20 protein-coding genes are annotated in these 20105 nt (G+C 36.4%); 5 read left to right on the top strand and 15 right to left on the bottom strand.

What is annotated here, in order from left to right; all coding sequences use genetic code 11:
• Positions 1-49: 49 nt before the first annotated feature.
• From SBO79_RS02580 to metG, 8 genes are all read right to left on the bottom strand, one after another.
• The gene (locus tag SBO79_RS02580; RefSeq protein ID WP_318641573.1) at positions 50-628 is read right to left on the bottom strand and encodes a hypothetical protein; all 579 of its coding nucleotides are present in this window, start codon (positions 626-628) and stop codon (positions 50-52) included.
• A gap of 1 nt (position 629) precedes the next feature.
• Positions 630-1064, bottom strand: coding sequence for a hypothetical protein (locus SBO79_RS02575; protein ID WP_318641572.1), 435 nt, complete (start codon positions 1062-1064; stop codon positions 630-632).
• 252 nt (positions 1065-1316) lie between these two features.
• Entirely contained in the window at positions 1317-1679 is a 363-nt protein-coding gene (locus SBO79_RS02570; RefSeq protein ID WP_318641571.1) for an SdpI family protein, read from the bottom strand.
• A 136-nt stretch (positions 1680-1815) separates the two neighbouring features.
• A complete protein-coding gene (locus SBO79_RS02565; protein WP_318641570.1) occupies positions 1816-2103 on the bottom strand; it encodes a type II toxin-antitoxin system RelE/ParE family toxin in 288 nt (95 codons plus the stop codon).
• The gene (locus SBO79_RS02560) at positions 2096-2335 is read right to left on the bottom strand and encodes a ribbon-helix-helix domain-containing protein (RefSeq protein ID WP_318641569.1); all 240 of its coding nucleotides are present in this window, start codon (positions 2333-2335) and stop codon (positions 2096-2098) included. The genes SBO79_RS02565 and SBO79_RS02560 overlap by 8 nt, the downstream gene beginning before the upstream one ends.
• 244 nt (positions 2336-2579) lie before the next feature.
• Entirely contained in the window at positions 2580-3287 is a 708-nt protein-coding gene (locus SBO79_RS02555; RefSeq protein ID WP_318641568.1) for an HAD family hydrolase, read from the bottom strand.
• Positions 3280-4185: a DMT family transporter gene (locus SBO79_RS02550; RefSeq protein ID WP_318641567.1), complete on the bottom strand. Its 906-nt coding sequence runs from the start codon at positions 4183-4185 to the stop codon at positions 3280-3282. Before SBO79_RS02550 ends, SBO79_RS02555 begins: the two co-directional genes overlap by 8 nt.
• Before the next feature lie 14 nt (positions 4186-4199).
• Positions 4200-6317: a methionine--tRNA ligase gene (gene metG / locus SBO79_RS02545; RefSeq protein WP_318641566.1), complete on the bottom strand. Its 2118-nt coding sequence runs from the start codon at positions 6315-6317 to the stop codon at positions 4200-4202.
• A gap of 385 nt (positions 6318-6702) precedes the next feature.
• On the opposite strand from metG, the gene SBO79_RS02540 reads away from it, so the two are divergent.
• The 4 genes from SBO79_RS02540 to SBO79_RS02525 all read left to right on the top strand — a co-directional run bounded on the left by SBO79_RS02540 (position 6703) and on the right by SBO79_RS02525 (position 11760).
• Positions 6703-7662 (top strand): Fic family protein, encoded by a 960-nt coding sequence (locus SBO79_RS02540; RefSeq protein WP_318643400.1) that lies wholly within the window; start codon positions 6703-6705, stop codon positions 7660-7662.
• A 367-nt stretch (positions 7663-8029) separates the two neighbouring features.
• On the top strand, positions 8030-9082 hold the full coding sequence (locus SBO79_RS02535) for a S66 peptidase family protein (protein ID WP_318641565.1): 1053 nt from the start codon (positions 8030-8032) through the stop codon (positions 9080-9082).
• A 41-nt stretch (positions 9083-9123) separates the two neighbouring features.
• Complete coding sequence (locus SBO79_RS02530) at positions 9124-9483, top strand: YraN family protein (RefSeq protein ID WP_318641564.1); 360 nt, start codon at positions 9124-9126, stop codon at positions 9481-9483.
• Between the two features lie 84 nt (positions 9484-9567).
• Positions 9568-11760: a M12 family metallo-peptidase gene (locus tag SBO79_RS02525; protein ID WP_318641563.1), complete on the top strand. Its 2193-nt coding sequence runs from the start codon at positions 9568-9570 to the stop codon at positions 11758-11760.
• A 325-nt stretch (positions 11761-12085) separates the two neighbouring features.
• Here SBO79_RS02525 and SBO79_RS02520 read toward each other — a convergent pair whose 3' ends face one another.
• The 4 genes from SBO79_RS02520 to SBO79_RS02505 all read right to left on the bottom strand — a co-directional run bounded on the left by SBO79_RS02520 (position 12086) and on the right by SBO79_RS02505 (position 17786).
• A complete protein-coding gene (locus SBO79_RS02520) occupies positions 12086-13195 on the bottom strand; it encodes a PDDEXK nuclease domain-containing protein (RefSeq protein ID WP_318641562.1) in 1110 nt (369 codons plus the stop codon).
• A 58-nt stretch (positions 13196-13253) separates the two neighbouring features.
• Entirely contained in the window at positions 13254-13415 is a 162-nt protein-coding gene (locus tag SBO79_RS02515) for a virulence RhuM family protein (RefSeq protein ID WP_318641561.1), read from the bottom strand.
• Positions 13416-13829: 414 nt separating this feature from the next.
• The gene (mfd, locus tag SBO79_RS02510) at positions 13830-17144 is read right to left on the bottom strand and encodes a transcription-repair coupling factor (protein ID WP_318643398.1); all 3315 of its coding nucleotides are present in this window, start codon (positions 17142-17144) and stop codon (positions 13830-13832) included.
• A gap of 72 nt (positions 17145-17216) precedes the next feature.
• Complete coding sequence (locus SBO79_RS02505) at positions 17217-17786, bottom strand: hypothetical protein (RefSeq protein ID WP_318641560.1); 570 nt, start codon at positions 17784-17786, stop codon at positions 17217-17219.
• A gap of 149 nt (positions 17787-17935) precedes the next feature.
• Between SBO79_RS02505 and SBO79_RS02500 the strand changes: the two genes are divergently transcribed.
• Positions 17936-18877 (top strand): L-threonine 3-dehydrogenase, encoded by a 942-nt coding sequence (locus SBO79_RS02500; protein ID WP_318641559.1) that lies wholly within the window; start codon positions 17936-17938, stop codon positions 18875-18877.
• 3 nt (positions 18878-18880) lie between these two features.
• Here SBO79_RS02500 and SBO79_RS02495 read toward each other — a convergent pair whose 3' ends face one another.
• The 3 genes from SBO79_RS02495 to SBO79_RS02485 all read right to left on the bottom strand — a co-directional run bounded on the left by SBO79_RS02495 (position 18881) and on the right by SBO79_RS02485 (position 20059).
• Positions 18881-19393, bottom strand: a complete 513-nt coding sequence (locus SBO79_RS02495; protein ID WP_318641558.1) for a nuclear transport factor 2 family protein — start codon at positions 19391-19393, stop codon at positions 18881-18883.
• Between the two features lie 62 nt (positions 19394-19455).
• Complete coding sequence (trxA, locus tag SBO79_RS02490; protein ID WP_318641557.1) at positions 19456-19752, bottom strand: thioredoxin; 297 nt, start codon at positions 19750-19752, stop codon at positions 19456-19458.
• Between the two features lie 16 nt (positions 19753-19768).
• Positions 19769-20059 (bottom strand): hypothetical protein, encoded by a 291-nt coding sequence (locus SBO79_RS02485; protein ID WP_318641555.1) that lies wholly within the window; start codon positions 20057-20059, stop codon positions 19769-19771.
• Positions 20060-20105: the final 46 nt, after the last annotated feature.

The raw sequence follows: 20105 nt of genomic DNA, 5'->3' as shown, positions 1-20105 counted from the left end.
GGAGCTAACGGGCGAAGTAATAAAGCTAAATATAATAATGTTTTGAAATCTAATTCTGCATTCCTTTAGTCGAAATGTCCTTTTTCTTTTCAAATTGCTTTGGAGGCTTTGTCTGTAGTGAAATTATTTGAAATTTTGAATCAAATTCGGAAGTATCCAGGTTGTCTGTAGTGATTTTTAGAAGGAAATTTTCATCGACATAAAATTGTGAATAGTCGGAATTAACTATATTCCCATTAATTTTGAAAATTAGATTTTCGGGATCTATTTTGAATTGTTTTATTGCTAAATCCTTTAATGTGATGAAATTTGGTTCATAATTGGACTTCAATTTTATTGATATAGTTCCATGATAATGAATACCATCGTTTTCAAAGGGATCTTTTCTAACCCTAACGGTCTCAATTTTATCGTGATCTATAGTAACTAACATTTCTGAATTAAAAACCAAGTCGTTCACTATATAAAAAACAGGCTGCGGCAGAGAATTCCATTTTGGTGTTTGTTGATGGTTATTAATCTCCTGCTTCATATCTGGCAAACCTTTGTTGTCTTTTGATAATTTTGACTGAGCAAAAGATTGAATTGAATAGAACAATACCAGCGTGATAATAAAAAGTTGCTTCATTTTATGATGGTAAAATTTCTAAATGACGATCGGCAGGAATGGATTCTAAAATAGCATCTAATTGTTCTAAACCTTCTGGATCAAGAAGTTGTGTGTTAATCACTAATTTTGAATTTTCAGTTATTAAGGTGTAATCTCCAGCAAACTTTTTGAATTCGATTACGTCGGCAAGAATAATCGATTTGCCAAGTGGCTGAACATTTAGAACGCCATCTCTGATCAATAAACCTGCTTTAGAATACATAAAAAAGTAAAGATATATATATCCTATGCCAAATAGTAGATAGCCATAATTAAAAATATAATTATCAGGCGTATTGAAAAATCCAATTGCTGAGACCACTATAAATGCAATGGCGAGAAAGCGGTTGAATTTAATTCCTTTGTAATTGTAAGGAATTATGATTTTGTCTGATGAGAGTAATTGTGAAGTCATAATCAGCTTATTGAATTTTAAATATACAAATTTTGCCGTTATAATTAAAAGAAATAAAAGCTGATATAAGTAAGTAGTAGGGTGAAACTTTATTCAAAAAGATTTATCTATTTTCAAATAAGAAATTTTAATTGACGAAAACAAACTTCTTCGGCCGAGTGCCTAGCCCTGATGGGAACGGCATCCTTTCCTGCCCTTTTTTTGGGCAGGAAAGATATAGTGGACAGCAGGAAATAGCTCCAAATAAAAAAATTAATTGTTGTAAAATTTTTCTTTTAAAGCCTTTTCGGTGCTTACAAATAAATAGATGCAAGATGAAATTAACATAGATAATCCGATTACCAATTGAAGATTTTCTGACATACTCACAAAACCTACTAGAATTCCGACTAAGCTTAAAATTATCCCAGATAGTATTGCTTTCTGCGCGGCGTAAATTTGTGCAAAATCCCAATTTTCCTGAGATTTCATCGAGGCAGCGGTGCGGTAGCCGTATAATCCATTAATTTTTTTGGGAGGGAAAAAGTAAAGAATTATCCCTGCGAGAATAAAGATTACTCCGCTTAATACCGTTATTGAGGTAATTTCATTTTGAAAAATAGATTCTAGATTCATACTAATATGGTTTAATTTTTATCTAAAAATGTGGAATCAATTCGTTCTAAAATGGTATCTAATTGCTGTAAATCTGAATTTTCACCTCTTTAGATTTTTATTGAAATGAGGCTATTTCATTTTTGCAGTTTGATAGTTATAATATTTTTTCTAAATCTTGCTTGCCAATAATTGCCATAATATCTACTGTATCCTCATTTATTTTAAAAAATATACTATCCGAACCACAAACGCAACGTCTGTAGCCGGTTTTAATTGAATTTACTGATTCAAAAGAATATGGTCTTTCTGCAATCATTTCAAAATATTTGAAAAATGATTCATAATACTTATCAGCTTGCTTTTCTCCAAATCTCTGCACGCCGTAATGATATATTCTGATCAAATCCTCTTTTGCTTCGATAGTTATTTTGTATCTAGCCATTTAGTGATAATTTGGCTTGAGCTAAAATTTGTTCTTTCGTATCAGTCGTAAAACCGCTTTTTTCAGCTCTTTCTAATTTAGCTCTAATCCAATCCACTTGTACTTGTTGACTTCTAGCTTGTCTTATCAAGTCATTTACGAGTTCGCTTTTACTCGAGTACTCTTCTTTTTCTACTTGATCCTTTAACCAATCGTCATTAGGTTCTGTTAATGAAATACTTTGCCTTGCCATAATATTATTGTTTGCTGTAAATGTACACCAAAAACGCACCAAAACATATTTCTCAACTTGCTAAAGGTGAAATTCTCTCAAGGCAGTAATGTCGTAAATGGTCAATCGCCTAGCCCTGATGGGAACGGCATCCTTTCCTGCCCTTTGTTTTGGGCAGGAAAGATACAGTGGACAACAGGATAAAGCTCCAAATAAAAATTATGAACTCTAAATTAAGTTTTGGATAAAAGAATTTACGCTGACTTTACAGCAACAGCGGCAAAATATCCGAAATCTTTTTACAACTTCTAAAATTATTATGCACAATCTCGTGATCAATTCTTTCGTGCTCCCAAGTAGTGTGAAAAGGCACGTGAATCGCCCAACCGCCGCTGTTCAGCACCGGGAGAACATCAGATTTTAGTGAGTTTCCAATCATCAGGAAATTAGCAGAATTGATGTCCAAACGATTAAAAAGTTTCTCGTAATTTAGCTCCGCCTTTTCTGACATCACTTCGATATGGTGAAAATAGTGTCCTAATCCTGAATCGTGCAATTTTCGCTGTTGATCTTTAAGATCGCCTTTGGTGGCAACAATTAACTTGTATTTTCCGTGTAACTGTGCTAAGGTATCTTCAACACCGTCCAATAAAACGATAGGTTGTTGGGCTAGTTCTTTTCCAATTTCTAGAATTTTACTCATCATTTTGGTGCTTCCTGTACCGTTAGTGATTTTTATAGCAGCTTCAATCATTGACAGCACATAGCCTTTAATGCCGTATCCGTACAATGGAAGATTGTCAACCTGAGTTTTAAAAAGCATATTTGACAAACTTTGATGCGACAGATAATCTTGAAACAAAACGCAGAATTTGCGCTCTGCTTCTTCAAAATATGGTTCGTTGATAAAAAGTGTATCGTCAGCGTCAAAAGCAATTACTTCAACACTCGAAATTATAGTAGAATTAATCATAATTTTTAATTTTCTGTTTCTGAAACAGTTTCATAGAGAATAAATTTTGAGAATAGAAGGTGATTCTAATTCCCAGCAACATAATTAGTCCGCCGATAATCATCTGCATTGTGATTTCTTCATCAAGAAAAATATAGGCCAAAATCGCGGCAAGGACGGCTTGCGAAAGTAAACTTAGCGAAACTCTGGTCGCTCGCATATGTTGCGTCGCATAACTGATGCAAATCCAAGCGAGTAGTTGGCAAACAATTCCTTGAATAAAGAGAACAGTCCAGGCTTTATTGGAAAATCCGAAGAATGCTTCGCCTGCAAAAAGGCAGATTATTCCAAGAAAGATGGTCGAAGCAAATAATGTCAAAGTCATAAAACTCAAAATTTCAACTTTGTCCAAAATGCTTTTGCTAAGCAAAATGTAGAGTGCGTATAAAATTCCCGAAAGTACGGCAAGGCCAAATGCCATATCAAAACTGAGGTCCAAAAAGAAGTGGAAACCTACCAACATAATCATTCCGAAAATCGCCACTACGGTGCCAATCCAGAAATTTGTTGCCGGTCGAATTTTCAAAAAAACAAAAGATCCAATTCCGACCCAAACCGGAGATAAGTTGGTCAATAAAGTGGCTTGAGTCGCGGAAGAATGCTGAATTGCAATATTCCAAACTGCCACATCCGAAGCAAATACAACTCCCGATAATAAACTCAACCAAAGAATTTTACCTTTTGGCACCTGTAGTTTTTTGCTAATCAAAACATAGGGCAACAGAAAAAGCAAAGCAATCGCCATTCTGTAAAATGCCGAAATCAATCCAGAATTCAAAGAAAGGCGCACCAATATCGGAAAAATGGAAATAGCCAAAATTCCGATTAAGAGTGCGCCTTTTGCTTTTTTATTTTCCAATTCTAAAAATCTATTTAGTTTATTGTAGCTCCGTTTGAGATATTTTCTCCTTCAGGATTTACAAAAGCAAGATTCCCAGCTGCATCTGTAGTCATCAAAACCATTCCTTGACTTTCTACACCTCTTAAAGTTCGGGGCGCAAGATTTACAAGAACTGTAACTCTTTTTCCAACCACTTCTTCGGGCGTAAAACTTTCGGCAATTCCCGAAACAATTGTGCGAACGTCAATTCCGGTATCAATTTTCATCACCAGAAGTTTGTTGGCTTTTGGCATTTTTGTCGCCTCCAAAATTGTTCCAACTCGTAAATCCATTTTCGAAAAATCTTCAAAAGTGATTGCGTCTTTTTCAGGTTCGATGGTTTTTGCAGCAGCAATATTCGCTGCTTTGCTATCTTCTAATTTCTGAACTTGTTTTTCGATTTCCGAATCTTCAATTTGTGCAAACAAGATTTCTGCTTGACCAATCTGATGTCCGGATTTCAATAAAGCATCTTCCTCCGAAACTGAATTCCAAGAAATTGGAGTTTCAAGATTTAATATTTTTCTAAGTTTTGTAGCTGTAAAAGGTAAGAACGGTTCGCAAAGAACACTAAGCGCAGTCGCAATTTGCAATGCAACATACATTTGAGTTTTCACTCTCTCCGGATCAGTTTTTACCATTTTCCAAGGCTCTTCGTCCGCAAGATATTTATTTCCAAGTCGAGCCACATTCATCACTTCGCCCAAGGCTTCGCGGAAACGGTAACGCTCAATACTGCTGCTAATTACTGCAGGATAAGCACGAAGTTCGGCAAGTGTTTGCTCATCTATTTCGTGAAATTCTTGAGGTTCCGGAACAATTCCATCATAATATTTATTAGTTAGAACAATCACACGATTGATGAAGTTTCCATAAACCGCCGCAAGTTCATTGTTGTTGCGTGCTTGAAAATCTTTCCAAGTAAAATCATTATCCTTTGTTTCTGGAGCATTTGCCGTCAAAGCATAGCGCAAAACGTCTTGTTTTTCAGGAAAATCTTTCAAATATTCAGGCAACCAAACCGCCCAATTTTTGGAAGTCGAAAGTTTATTTCCTTCAAGATTCAAAAATTCGTTCGCCGGTACGTTGTCAGGCATAATAAAAGTTCCTTCCGCTTTTAGCATCGCTGGAAAAATAATACAATGAAAAACAATATTGTCTTTCCCGATAAAATGAACCAGTTTTGTATCGTCTTTTTTCCAGTAATCTTCCCAATTTTTACCTTCTCTCGCTGCCCATTCTTTGGTGCTCGAAATATATCCAATTGGCGCATCAAACCAAACATAAAGTTTTTTTCCTTCGGCGCCATCCACCGGTACATCTATTCCCCAGTCAAGATCGCGGGTTACAGCGCGCGGTTTTAGTCCATCGTCAAGCCACGATTTTACTTGGCCCAGAACATTGGTTTTCCAATCTTTTGCGTGTCCTTCCAGAATCCATTTTGTCAAGAAATCTTGGTAACGATCCAAAGGCAAAAACCAATGTTTTGTCTCTTTCATCACAGGAATATCTCCGGTAATTGTAGATTTTGGGTTTATTAAATCGGTTGCATTTAGCGTCGAACCACATTTTTCACATTGATCGCCGTACGCTTCCTCATTACCACATTTTGGACAAGTTCCGGTTACAAATCGGTCAGCAAGAAACTGCTCCGCTTTTGCATCATAAAGTTGCTCGGTCACTTCCTCGATAAAATCGCCTTGATCGTATAATTTTTTGAAAAATTCCTGAGCCGTATCGTGGTGAATTTTCGCAGAAGTTCGAGAATAATTGTCAAACGAAATTCCAAAATCCTGAAACGACTGACGAATAATTGCGTCATATTTATCGATAATTTCTTGCGGACTCACACCTTCTTTTTTCGCCTTCATCGATATCGCAACCCCGTGCTCGTCACTCCCGCAAATAAAGGCAACATCGCGCCCTTGCAGTCGTAAATAGCGTGAATAAATATCGGCAGGAACGTACACTCCAGCAAGGTGACCAATGTGAATCGGCCCGTTTGTATAAGGCAAAGCAGCCGTAATCGTATATCTTTTTGGATTCTCTAACATCGTTTCAATTTTTTTAAAGTCGCTCAAATTTCTTTCGCGATTTGCAAAAATAAGCATTAGTTAGCAGACATTATATTTTTTGTTTTGGAGCTTTATCCGGCATTTGCTTCGCCAGCTCGCTTCGCTCGGGTGCTCTACAATTCCTCGGCACAAAACTTTTTTTGGAATGCCTACAGTCCCGATTACTATCGGGACCGTTGGTCGCTCTTCTGTGTCAGCAAAAAAATAGTTTTTGGGCCTCCGGGATTTGCTTCGCCAGTTCGCTTCGCTCGGGTTCGCTGCATTCCGGGCTAGGGGAGTTGGGAACAAAGACGATTTTGAGTGGGATTGGAATAAAGGTTTTTGCAGATGCTTTCCGAAAAAGAGAGAGAAAATTTGACCGAATCAATAAATTATTTACTTTTGATAGTATCATATGATACTATCACGTGATACTATCAAAATGAAACCACCTTACGAAATCACGACTTCAATTCTTAAGTATATTTCTTCAATCTCTGAAAAGATTGGAGAAGTTAATGCAACATATCTTGTCAAGACAAATCCTAGTTTAAGAAAGCAAAACCAAATTAAAACAATTCAATCGTCGTTGAGTATTGAAGGGAATTCTTTGTCCGAAGAACAAATTACCGCAATTCTTGAAAACAAAAGAATTATTGGGCCGCAAAAAGATATTGCAGAAGTATTGAATGCATTGGAAGTTTACAAGAATTTGAACCGTTTTAAATATCATTCTGAAAAAGATTTTCTGAAAGCGCATAAAATTTTAATGAAAGGCCTTGTTGAGAATGCTGGTAAATATCGAAATAAAGGCGTGGGTATAATCAAAGGATTGGAAGTTGAACATATCGCACCGCCACATTCTAATCTTCCTTATTTAATGCAAGATTTATTTGAATATCTTAAAGATAAATCTGAAATCTCTTTAATCAAAAGTTGTGTGTTTCATTACGAAATGGAATTTATCCATCCTTTTATGGATGGCAACGGACGAATGGGAAGGCTGTGGCAAACGTTAATTTTAATGAATGAATATCCACTATTTGAGTTTTTGCCTTTTGAAACTTTGATTTCACAAAATCAATCAGCATACTATAAAGCATTATCCGATTCAGATAAAGAGGGGAAATCAACAAAGTTTATAGAATATATGTTGAGTATTATTGATAGTTCGTTGAGTGAACTTCTAGAAAATTCTACCAAAAAACTCACAAGTGACGACAGAATTAAAATCTTCGCTGAAAATTGTGGAAATGATTTTACTAGAAAAGATTATATGAATTATTTCAAAGATTTGTCCTCAGCAACTGCGAGTAGGGATTTAAAGAAAGCTGTTAATATTGGAATTATCGAGAAATTTGGTGATAAGAAGACGACAGTTTATAAAAGAAGATTGTTATAATGTGCTAATTCAATGTTACTAATTAATTTCGTAATGGACGCCAAGGTCTTCTGCTGCTCGGTTGCAACGAGTACCTACTTTCTTCTAAGTCGAAAACAGAGCGTTTGCTACGCGGATTGTATCAACGAATTTTTTTGGAGCACCCGCGTCACAGACGCTTTGAATAATTTTCAATTGTAAGTAGGCACTCGCCACAGGCAAGCGCCAGATAACGTGGTGACAAACTTCATTTACTAATTGCTTCAACTTTTGCGGTGTACTTCAACCGAAGACAAATTAAAACCCCGCGCCCTCAAACTCTTACTCACCCAGAATATATTCGGCGAAAGCCAAAAAATTCTCTCACTTTTAATACAAAAAGTTCGCAATGCCACCCAAAACTCAACTTTTATCAAAAATTGCAATCTTGTCATTTAGAGAATTGCTACTTTTGAGAATGAGAAATTTTGGATCGATAAAAATCGGCGCTTTAATCGGCGCATTCGTATTTTTATTTGCAACAAGCATACAAGCACAGGAAAAAATGATAACACCACCATACCTAAAAAAGGGCGACACCGTTGGAATTTTGGCAACCGCCAGAAAAATAGATCAAGCAACTCTAAAACCAGCAATCCAGCTTTTGGAAAGTTGGGGTCTGAAAGTAGTTTTGGGAAAAACCATCGGAAAAGAAGAAAATCAACTTGCTGGAGCGGATTGGCAACGCGCAACTGACTTTCAGGAAATGATTGATAATCCAAATATTAAAGCAATTTGGGCCGCAAAAGGTGGCTATGGAACGGTGCGAATTGTAGATAGAATCAATTTTGCAAACTTCAAAAAGAATCCAAAATGGATTATTGGTTTTAGTGATGTGACCGTGGTGCACAGTCATATCAACAATATGAATATCGAAACTATCCATGCTATGATGGCGATAAGCAGTCGAAGTGCAACAGACGAAGCGAAAAGAACTTTGCACGATGCACTCTTTGGACAGAAACTTTCTTATAAAATGCCTAAAGATGAATTAAACAGACTTGGCACAGCAAAAGCTGAAATCGTTGGTGGAAATCTATCTGTAATTTATAGCGTTCTCGGATCGGAATCGGCAGTTGATTGCAAAGACAAAATTCTATTTATTGAAGATTTGGACGAATATCTCTACCACATCGACCGAATGTTGATGAATATGAAACGAAATGGCTATTTTGCAAATGTTAAAGGAGTACTAGTGGGCGGAATGACCAGTATGAATGACAACGATATTCCGTGGGGAAAAGATGCTTTGCACATTATTCAAGATGTATTAAAGGATTATAAATTCCCGATTATCTATAACTTTCCAGCTGGACATACTAAAGACAATCGCGCGATAATAATGGGCCGAACTGCTACGATGAAAGTTACAGAAACTGGAAGTACAGTGGTTTTTGAATAGATTTCTTCGATAATAATGCTGGTTTTTAATTTTATAAAAATATGGCAGAGCACAATGAACTTGGCGAAATAGGCGAAGCTTTGGCGGTCGAACATCTCGAAAAAAAGGGATACAAAATCCTTGCTAAGAATTATACTTTTGGCAAGGCTGAGGTTGATATTATTGCACAAATTGGCGATCTGCTCGTTGCTGTTGAAGTAAAAACTCGATCTTCTATAGATTTTGGACTTCCGCAAGAAGCTGTGAAGCAAAAAAAAATCCAATTACTAGTTTCTGCCGTAAATGAATATGTAGTCAGCAATGAACTCGAACTTGAAGTGCGTTTTGATATTATTGCGGTGCACAAAAATCGAGGAAAATATGATTTAGAGCATCTTGAGAATGCTTTCTATCATTTTTAACAGTTAAAATGCTAAAAATCAAAGATTCTTTTAGCTTATGCTGAATGATTTAGAATTACTTTTACAATCCTAATAAAATATTTTATGAGATTTATCTTTACTCTTATGTTGATGTTTGCTGCGCTTGTAGTTTCTGCTCAACATAAAATTGCCGACAATGTGAGCACTATGCTGCGGAACAATGTCGAATTCACAAATGTTCAAGTACTTATTCCAAGTCCGGCTCCCGCGACAGGTGCAATTTTAAAAGCTGTAGATGGCGCGACAATGGCAAAAATCAATAAGCACTCAATTAACCAAATTGTAGCTAATAAATATCCTGCAATCGAAATTGAAATTCCTTACAACGGAAAATCAATCAAAGTTCTCTTGTACAAACAAGAAATACTTGCGGACAATTTTCACGTTGACACAGACAAATCGGTGAATGTAGCTTTTGAAGCAGGTGTTCATTACCGCGGAACAATTCGTGGAAACAACACAGCAGTAGCGGCTTTTAGTTTTTTCAAAGATCAAATGCAGGGAATTGTTTCTGCGGATGAGATCAACAATCTTGTGGTTGCGAAAATTGATGTCAAAGGAAATACCGAAGATTATATCGTGTATTCTGATAGCAAATTAAAGGTTTTGAATGAATTTAGCTGCGCTGTGAAAGATGAAGATACTCACAACGACTCTCAAGAAATTCCGCAATCAAAAGGAATTCAAAGTACAAAGTGTGTAACAATGTATTTTGAAATAGACTATGATTTGTACTTAGCAAATAATAGTAGCATTCAAGAAACTGCAAATTGGATGACTGGAGTTTTTAATAATGTACAGACGTTATATGAAAACGATGGAATCACCACTTCTCTAAAATCAATTTTTATTTGGACAGAGCAAGACCCTTACGAAGGCGACGGCTCTTCGGATTATTTATATCAATTTAATGAAGTTCGACCAGTTTTTGATGGTGATCTTGGACAACTTGTTGGTATCGATCCAGGAGGACTTGGAGGTGTTGCAGTTACAATCAATGGACTTTGTAAATCGACAAATTTTTGTTATTCAGATGTCAATTTTAGCTATTCGACAGTACCAACGTTTTCATGGACTGTTCAGGTAATTTCTCACGAAATGGGCCACCTTTTTGGTTCACGTCACACACATTCTTGTGCTTGGAATGGCAACAATACGGCAATTGACAATTGTGCTCCTTACGCTATTGGATCGACAGCCGAAGGATATGGCTGCTTGCAAAGTCCGCCTTTATTGCCCAACACAGTTGTAAAAGGAACCTTAATGAGTTACTGCCACTTAGTGAGTGGTATTGGAATTAATTTCGCAAATGGTTTTGGACCACAACCTACCAGCGCAATACTGAATACTGTAAACAGTAGAACTTGTTTAGGTACAGATTGTATTACGACGTGCATCAATACAGTCTCGTCGATTAATATTGAGCAAGAAACAACAGGAAGTGTGCTAGTGACGTGGCTTGATGAAGTTTCGACAGGACCATGGCAGGTTGCAGTGCAGCCAAATAATAGCACCTCGACTCCTGTTTTTACAACAGTTAGTAGTACATCACTCGCGTTAACGGATCTATTACCAAATACATTTTACAAGGTGATTGTAAAGCCAATTTGCAGCGGATCGCTTGTAGCATCTGGTAGGTCGTTTATGTTTGTTACAGATGTTACAAATATTTGCCAAGGAACTACCATCTACGATAGCGGTGGACAATTTGCAAATTACGGAGATATGGAATCCTACGTTCGAGTGCTAATTCCGAATATGCCAAATAGCAAAGTCAAACTTACCTTCACACAATTTGACTTAGAAGACGATTACGATTACCTATATATTTACAACGGAGCAAGTATCGCCTCGCCAATTCTTACCGCTCAAGGATTGACAGGAAGTACAATTCCGGGAGTTTATGAATCGACTGCTACAGATGGATCACTAACCTTACAATTTAGTTCAGATCAAGCAGTAAACGGTGCAGGTTTCAAGATTTTAACTGACTGTACACAAGAATTAGGAGTTAATAATTTCGCTAATATTGACTTCACTTATTATCCAAATCCAAGCAATGGAATTGTGAATATTAGTAGTAAAACTCCAATTAGTGCTCTTAAAATTTTTAATATTCAAGGGCAGTTATTGTACTCAAATGCTGTAGATTCGACAAATGCGAAAGTGAATATTTCACAATTTGCAAGTGGAACTTATTTCTTTAAAGTGGATTTCGAAGGTAAGGAAGTAAATTTCAAAATTCTTAAAAATTAAGATTTTATAGATTCGATTTTTAGTTTAACAACTTAAATAACAGGCAGTCAAGAAGAGTTTAAATCTCCGATTGACTGCCTGTTTTTTGTTGTAGGATTTTCTTTTGGGCGCGCCACTCGCCAGAGGTTTTTGTTTAACATTCAAAATTTCGTAGGCTCGTGTCAGGCTGTCCACTGTATCTTTGCTGCTAGAAATAATTCTCTAAAATTTCAAATTTATTTAGGCAGCAAAGGATGCCGTTCCCATCCTTCGCGCGGGTTGGGCGATTTTGAAGTAATTGTTAAGAATAACTTTCATTACAAATGGTAGTATATGCTCCAATTTTCTATAGAATCCTATTCAGTTCAGCTTCTAATTCTTCTATAGAAGGCAAACTATTCTGAATAGTCTTTGGTAATTCACTAAATGTAAATTCACTTATCCCCATTGGTTTTTTCATGTCTTGTAATGCATACTCTACTTCCAAATTGTCTTTGGATTTGCATAATATAATACCAATGCTAGGATTGTCTTGATCGGTTTTTAGAAGTTTATCTATTGCCGAAAGATAGTAGTTCATCTTACCAGCATATTCTGGTTCAAATTCTCCCATTTTTAAATCTATCACAACATAGCAATGCATTTTTATGTGATAGAAAAGCAAATCGAGTTTACGCTCTTTGTTCCCAATTTGTAGAGTATATTGTCTGCCAACAAAAGCAAAACCTTTTCCCAACTCCAATAAAAATTTTGTAATATTTTCTGTAAGATTTTTTTCAAGTTCTAACTCTTGAACATCTGTTTCTAATGTCAAGAAATCAAATTTATAAGGATCTTTTAGTGTTTCGTAGGCAAGATCGCTTAGAGGTTTTGGAAGAGTAAGATTGAAATTGTTTTGAGCCTTCCCTTGTCTATCAATTAAATTTGAATTCAATTGAATTTCTAAAATGTTTCTACTCCAATTATTTTCGATTGTCTTCTTAATATAAAATTGAGCTTCTGCTACATTAGTGCATTTACTCATAATAGCAATATGATGTCGCCAAGGGATTTTTCCTAATAGACTTTCTCTTGATAATAGTTCACCAACTTGGTGAACTATTTCTGTGTTTATCACTTTTGCTGGAAAGGCAGGTGTGAAATCGCGATTTTCTAATTGTTCACCAGCTTGGTGGACTATTTCATTTCCAGAATAAAATAAGTAAAATCTGCGCATAGCAAATAAATTGGTACGAGAAAAACCGTTGGTGTCGGGTAATTCTCTTTTCAAATCTTTTGCCATTTGCTCAACGACTTTGCTGCCCCATTCTAATGAGTCTTGCTTCTGAATAATACTCCTTCCGATTTCCCAATACAAAAGTATCATCTCCACATTTACCGCAACACTAGCTTTGAGCTGAGCTGCTCTGATTTTTAGTTTAAGTGTTTCAATCCAATCTATATATGTTTTATCCATAATTTTGAAATATTAACGAAAGAATTATAAATTTAGAGTTGATATTATTCTGACCATCTTAAGCAGTATCTGCAATTTTTGCACATACTGAATCCTTTTCAAATTCGTTGGTGACAAAGATATTTTTAAGATGCTTTGTTATCACAATTCTATCCACGCCAAACAGCTCGACAATTTTAACTTTGCCGTTGGCGTCTTGATATAATATGATTTCCTGCATGTTCTTTTCCTTTTTTGAGTTAAAATAGAATTTCCCTCAGCCTACTAAAATAAACTATAATTCTCGATTTATAGCAAATGGAATTTGAGATTATTCTATGATAAATCTTTATTTGAAATAACCCCAAAATCCCTAGCCCAGATTGTAGCGGAAATCCCGCAAGCAGCAAAGTGGAAAAGAGTTTTAAAAGAGTTCGTAGTCATAATTTCCTATAGATGCAAAAGTACGTCACGATATCGCGGAATTGCAGTCCGTGCCCATCAAAATAATTAGACGAATCTGGATTCACTATATTGAAGTATACACGCTAATACAAAAAGGGAATCAAACTGATATAAAAGTTCAAAGAAAAAGCTCCAAAACAACTTAATTAATAAGTTCCCTTGAAGCTTTTCAATATATGTTATAATATGATTACAATTTAAGCTGATTCATCACTTCCAGCGCTCTTCTTATAGAACGAACATTGTCAAATGTCAGCAACAATTTCAATCCACCCGATGTCTGCTTTTCTTTCATCTTACACAAGGTAGGATTGCGCTGTACAAATTGTAGGATCTCAGTGAATCTATCCGATTGATAAAAACTCGACTGCTGATCGGCGATAAAATAGCCAATCATTTTTCCTTGCTTCATTACCAGTTTCTCAATTCCAATTTTGGTAGCAATCCACTTGATTCGAATACTATTAAGAAGTGAAATTGCTGGTTTTGGCAGAGGTCCAAATCTGTCGATAAGCTTCTGCTCATAAGCCATTAATTCCTCTTCGTTCTTGACATTGCTAAGTTCATTGTAAAGGTTCAATCGTTCAGAAACGTTGTTTATATAATCGTCTGGAAACAACAATTCGAAATCAGAATCTATCTGAAGGTCTTTGACATATTCTTTTTCCTTCTGATTTTGAGGTTCTACTTCGTCGTAAAGATCCTTGAATTCATTCTCTTTAAGTTCTTCGATTGCCTCATTCATAATCTTTTGGTAGGTTTCAAAACCGATTTCATTAATGAAACCACTTTGCTCTCCACCTAATAAATCTCCGGCACCACGAATCTCCAAATCCTTCATCGCGATGTTAAATCCGCTTCCCAATTCGCTAAATTGCTCTAGCGCCTGAATACGTTTCCGTGCATCTTCGGTCATTGCAGAATAAGGCGGTGTGATAAAATAACAGAAAGCTTTCTTATTACTTCTACCTACACGACCACGCATTTGATGCAAATCCGAAAGTCCGAAGTTATTCGCATTATTAATAAAAATCGTATTGGCATTCGGAACGTCCAAACCACTTTCGATGATCGTAGTTGCGACAAGAACGTCAAATTCGCCATTCATAAACGCAACCATCAATTCCTCAAGTTTCTTACCATCCATCTGTCCGTGGCCAATTCCCACGCGGGCGTCGGGCACAAGTCGCTGAATCATTCCAGCAACTTCTTTGATATTCTCAATGCGGTTATGCACGAAGAAAACCTGACCATTTCGCTGAATTTCATAGGAAACCGCATCGCGAATTATTTCTTCGCTAAACGAAACTACGTGAGTTTCAATCGGAACACGATTGGGAGGAGGCGTGGAAATAATCGATAAATCTCGCGCCGCCATCAATGAAAACTGAAGTGTTCGCGGAATTGGCGTGGCGGTTAATGTGAGTGTATCAACATTGGCGGCAATTGTTTTTAATTTGTCTTTTACGTTTACACCAAATTTCTGTTCTTCATCCACAATCAGCAATCCCAAGTCCTTAAAGACAACATTCTTGCTGACTAATTGATGTGTTCCAATAATAATATCAAGTCTGCCTTCGGCTAGATCTTTTAGAGTTTCTGCTTTTTCTTTGGCAGTTCGGAAACGGTTTACGTAGCCAATTGTCACTGGCATATCTTTCAACCTTTCGGTAAAAGAACGGTAGTGCTGATATGCTAAAATCGTGGTTGGAACTAAAATCGCTACCTGCTTGCCGTTGTCCACCGCTTTGAAAGCTGCACGCATTGCAACTTCGGTTTTACCAAATCCAACATCGCCACAAACCAATCGGTCCATTGGGCGATCGCTTTCCATATCGGCTTTGACATCCAGAGTAGATTTTGTCTGATCTGGAGTGTCTTCGTAAATAAAGCTAGATTCTAATTCTAGCTGTAAATAACTATCTGGTTTATATTGAAAACCTTTTTCCAACCTCCTTTTAGCGTAAAGCTGAATCAAATTAAAGGCAATATGTCGAACTCGAGCTTTGGTTTTTTGTTTTAAAACTTTCCAAGCATTCGATCCGAGTTTGTATATTTTTGGCGGTGTTCCGTCTTTTCCGCTGTACTTTGCAATTTTATGCAATGAGTGAATACTCACATACACAATATCATTATCGGCGTAAACCAATTTTATCGCTTCTTGTAATTTTCCTTCAACTTGAATTTTCTGAAGTCCGCCAAATTTTCCAATTCCGTGGTCAATGTGAGTTACATAATCGCCCACAACTAGCGTATTCAGTTCTTTTAAAGTCAGCGTTTGCTTTTTTGAATAGCTATTTTTAATATTAAATTTATGATATCTTTCAAAAATTTGATGATCTGTATAGCAAGCAACTTGATTTTCTAAATCGATAAATCCTTGATATAAAGGAAAAACGATGGTGTCGTATTGTTTCGAAATATCTTCTTTGTTGGCTTCGTCTAGGGTTGCGAATATGTCGTGAAAACGTTTCGCCTGACTTTCGCTTGCGCAAAAAAGGTAATTCCGAATTCCATTAAAGTGATTGTCGCTAAGATTGTTCAGCAATAAATCAAACTGCTTATTGAAAGAAGGCTGCGGCTGAATTAGAAATTCATAAGTGCTTTTAGTTTCTAAATAGCTTTTAGAACCAAGTTCAGCAACCGTGAAAAGTTCAACCTTTTGCATAAAAGACTTGCTGTCCGAGAAAAGTTCTTCGGGAGAAACGTGTTTAATTCCACCTTCTAATTTAGCGAAAGCATCAATTGCTCTTTCAAACATTTTGTCTAATTGCGCTTGAAGTGATTCGGTGTTCTGAATAAATATCGCAGTCTTATCAGAAATATAATCTAGAAAAGATTCTCGTTTATCTCTAAAGAATTTATTTTCGACATTTGGAATAATCGTAATTTTCTTCTTCTTTTCGATCGAAAGTTGGGTTTCTACATCAAAAGTTCTGATACTATCAACTTCATTTCCAAAAAATTCTATTCGGTAAGGATTTTCATTCGAGAACGAAAACACATCCACAATTCCTCCACGAACCGAAAATTCTCCAGGTTCGGTAATAAAATCAACTCTTTTAAATTCATATTCAAAAAGAACTTCATTTATAAATTCCATCGAAATTTTATCTTCAACCGCCACTTTGAGTGTATTGCTGTCAAGTTCTTTTCGAGTAATAACTTTTTCGAATAAAGCTTCGGGATAAGTAACAATTATTGCAGGCCTTTTTCGAGAATTGATTCGGTTAAGAACTTCTGCTCTTAATAAAATGTTAGCATTATCGGTTTCCTCAATTTGATAAGGTCGGCGGTATGATCCTGGGTAAAAAAGAACATCTTTTTCGCCAGCCATCTGCTCCAAATCATTTAGATAATATGCAGCTTCTTCCTTATTTTCTAAAATAAGCAGAAATGGAAGTTCCGTTTTTTTGTAAAGTGCGTGGGTTACAAAAGACAATGACGAGCCAATCAAACCTTTGATATGTAGCTTGTGTCGGGGTTTTAGTAAATCATCGCTGATCTTTGAAACCTTTGTATTGCCTTCGTATTTATTAAAAAGTCTTGTTTTGCTCAAGAGTAAATAGTATTAAGTTTAATTTGGTATCGCGCGAGATGTATCCAACAATTTTAGCATATCTGCTTCGCCTTGCTCCAAAGGAATAGCATCTTTTATTTTTGTTTCTTCAAGTTGACGTGATAATGAAGCCAGTTCATCGTTGACTTCTTTGATGTTTTGTAACACCTTTTTTTCAGGAATATCATTTAGATTCATGTAAAGATTCAAAGCATTAACTTTCGTAATCAAGGCGGTAACTCTACTTCGGACTTCTGGCCGGTTGTATGCCGGCGGAACTGTTTCTTGCAATTGCAAAACTCGTGTTGACAAGGTTTTTGCCTTTTGCCGAAAGGCAGTTACAGAACTTTTGGGCTTTTGTTCTAATTCATTCACAAAAATGCGCCATTGATCCCAAACTGCCAGAACTTCTCTATCTGCAGCTGAGCGCGCTTGAGTATTAAAACTCCATGCCTCATTTAGATTTTTGAAAACCAACTCTTGTTTTTTAAGCTCGCGAGCATTGTCTGCAGCGCGTTTTGCTGTGTCGTCCTGACAGGACAAAATGCTAAAAATGAGTATAAATACTAAATTGAAACGTTGAGACATAAAAGAAAAATTTGAACGCAAAGTTACGAAGTACAAGTTAGTAATCTGAAAACTGCTATGAGAATTATTTGTTAACAGATATTATGATTTTCAGCCAATTACAACAATTCTAAAATCTTATATTTGCAGTCAGAAAACCCTAAAGATATATGTCTACAAAAATATTAATAATTGGCGCCTGCGGGCAGATTGGTACTGAGCTAACTCAAAAATTGAGAAGTATTCATGGAACTGATAATGTTATAGCTTCGGATATACGAAAACTGAATGTTCCAGTAGTAAACGACGGACCTTTTGAAGTTCTAAATGCTTTAGACTTCAATCAAATCGAATCACTTATTGAAAAGTATGAAATAACCGATGTATATCTGATGGCGGCACTGCTATCTGCAACTGCGGAGAAAAATCCAGCATTTGCTTGGGATTTGAATATGAATTCACTTTTCCACGTTTTAAATTTAGCGAAAGCGGGAAAAATTAAAAAATTATTCTGGCCTTCATCAATCGCAGTTTTTGGACCGACTACTCCAAAAAATCAAACACCACAATTCACAATTGCTGAGCCAACGACGGTTTACGGAATTAGCAAGCAATCTGGAGAAAGATGGTGCGAATATTACCACAATATTTTTGGCGTAGACGTACGAAGTATCAGATATCCTGGACTTATTAGCTACACGACTTTGCCTGGCGGTGGAACTACAGATTATGCTGTAGATATTTACCACAAAGCTTTAAGCGATGGCACTTATGAGTGTTTCTTGAAAGAGGAAACTACAATGCCGATGATGTATATGGATGATGCTATTAGAGCAACAATCGAAATTATGGAAGCTCCGGCAGAGAAAATTAAGATCCGTTCCTCTTATAACTTAGCGGCAATTAGCTTTGATCCAAAAGAAATTGCCGAAGAAATTAAGAAGCACATTCCAGATTTCACCATTACATACGAACCTGATTTCCGTCAAAAAATTGCGGACTCTTGGCCAGCGAGTATAGACGACAGCAGCGCTCGCGAAGATTGGGGATGGAAACACGATTTTGATTTGGCAGAAATGACCAACATTATGCTGGAAAATCTAAAGAAATAAAAACTAATCTTTCGATTTAAGTTTTGATAATAGCGCCTCTTCTTGAGGCGTTTTTATTTCCACTACTTTGGCAGAATTTTCATTTGGCACAGTCATAGAAAGTACATATTGTGCAATTTTCCATTGACCATTTTCTTTTTGCATTACGCCGGAGCCTCTGCAAATTTTCATTTGAGTATCTAGTAACTCATCAAACCAGGCAGTTTGATGGTCTTTGCTAAAGGAAATTGTTCTTTGAACGCTAGTAAAATTCCACGCTTTGCCTTTTGCGAAATGTGGTTGTGCATATTTTTGGAATTCAGATTTTGACCAGTGCTCTGTAGCATCTGTGCCAATAAATACCGCCTCGGGAGTCATCAAATCAAAGTAAGATTCGAAGTTGGTGGTTGCAGCATAGTGATGCCAATTGTCAAGAACTTTGGCTACTGCTGCGGAATCTGCAGTATTTGGGAAAATGGATTTCTGAGCGTTGCAAGAAACGAGCATCGTCATAACTAAGAACAGTGTCGCGAGCATAACAAACAGTTTCCTGTTAGAAAATTTCGCATTCCTGGGTCGATTTTTAGTGGCCATGGTACTTAAATGTAAGGTTTTATTTTATTAATTATTTCGGTTTTGGACATCACACCTGATTGCTTCCAAAGTTCTTTTCCGTTCTTAAAAAGGATTAGCATCGGCACTCCCCGAACGTGGAATTTTGCCGCTACCGCTTGATTTTTATCTACGTCAATCTTAATGATGTTTAGAGATTCTCCCATTTCAGCTTTTACATCGCTTAAGATTGGAGCCAAAGTTTGACATGGTCCGCACCAAGTGGCGAAGAAGTCTACTAGTACTGGATTGTCTTTATTTATTATTTCTTGGAAACTTGCCATAAATTGTATTTTGTAATTATTGCTGGTTTGTTGCGTCTTTTTCGAAAAAGTTCACATAAAAAAAATGATTTGAATCAATATTCAGATCATTTAGTGCGTTGTCTACCCGCTCTTCGTCCACGGTAGAGCTTTGCGAATGCAAAAAATCTTTGAAATCAGCAACGTTTTCAAATTTAAAACTCAAATCAGTATTAAGATTATACTCTGTAATTTTAAAATCGAGTTCGCGAATAGGCGTATCAGCGGTCGATTTGACAAAACCTGCGTTGCTAAGTGCCTCTATTATGGAATCATATCGATTATTCATAGGTCTTTATTTGATAAGGCTAATCTACGGACTATTAACATTTTAA

Origin of the sequence: Flavobacterium ardleyense (assembly GCF_033547075.1) — a bacterium.
Classification (GTDB): Bacteria; Bacteroidota; Bacteroidia; order Flavobacteriales; family Flavobacteriaceae; genus Flavobacterium; species Flavobacterium ardleyense_A.
Note: the sequence above shows the minus strand (reverse complement) of the source record. Positions and strands in the feature narration are given on the sequence as shown.